Source organism: Halorubrum sp. CGM5_25_10-8B (assembly GCF_005435095.1).
GTDB lineage: Archaea > Halobacteriota > Halobacteria > Halobacteriales > Haloferacaceae > Halorubrum > Halorubrum ezzemoulense.
Window position 1 is genome coordinate 1 of the sequence record NZ_SGTY01000044.1, and the last position, 412, is coordinate 412.

Genomic DNA, 412 nt, shown 5'->3' on the forward strand with positions numbered 1-412 from the left:
CTACAAGAACCCGCGAAACTACGGGGAGATCGAGGATCCGGACTTCACGCACGTCGGCGAGAACCCCTCCTGTGGCGACACGATCCGGATGGACGTCGACCTCGACGACGACGGGGAGACGATCGAGGCGGTGCGGTTCACCGGCGACGGCTGCGCCATCTCGATGGCCTCCGCGAGCATGCTCTCGGAGCGGCTCCACGGGATGGACGTCGAGGAGCTGGACGCGCTCGACACCGACGACGTCACCGAGATGCTCGGCGTCGACATCTCCCCGATGCGCGTGAAGTGCGCGGTGTTGGGACGACAGGTCGCGCAGGACGGCGCGAAGATCCACCGCGGCGAGCTCGACCCCGACGACCGCACGATCACCGAGGAGTAGCCGGCCTCTCGCGCGGGAGGCCTCTCCTCCGGC

Annotated in this window: 1 protein-coding gene; it reads left to right on the top strand. The window is 68.4% G+C overall.

Going from position 1 to position 412, the window contains the following annotated elements:
- On the top strand, positions 1–379 hold a 379-nt coding region (locus EXE51_RS17410; RefSeq protein ID WP_137693185.1), incomplete at its 5' end, for an iron-sulfur cluster assembly scaffold protein.
- Positions 380–412 lie beyond the last annotated feature (33 nt).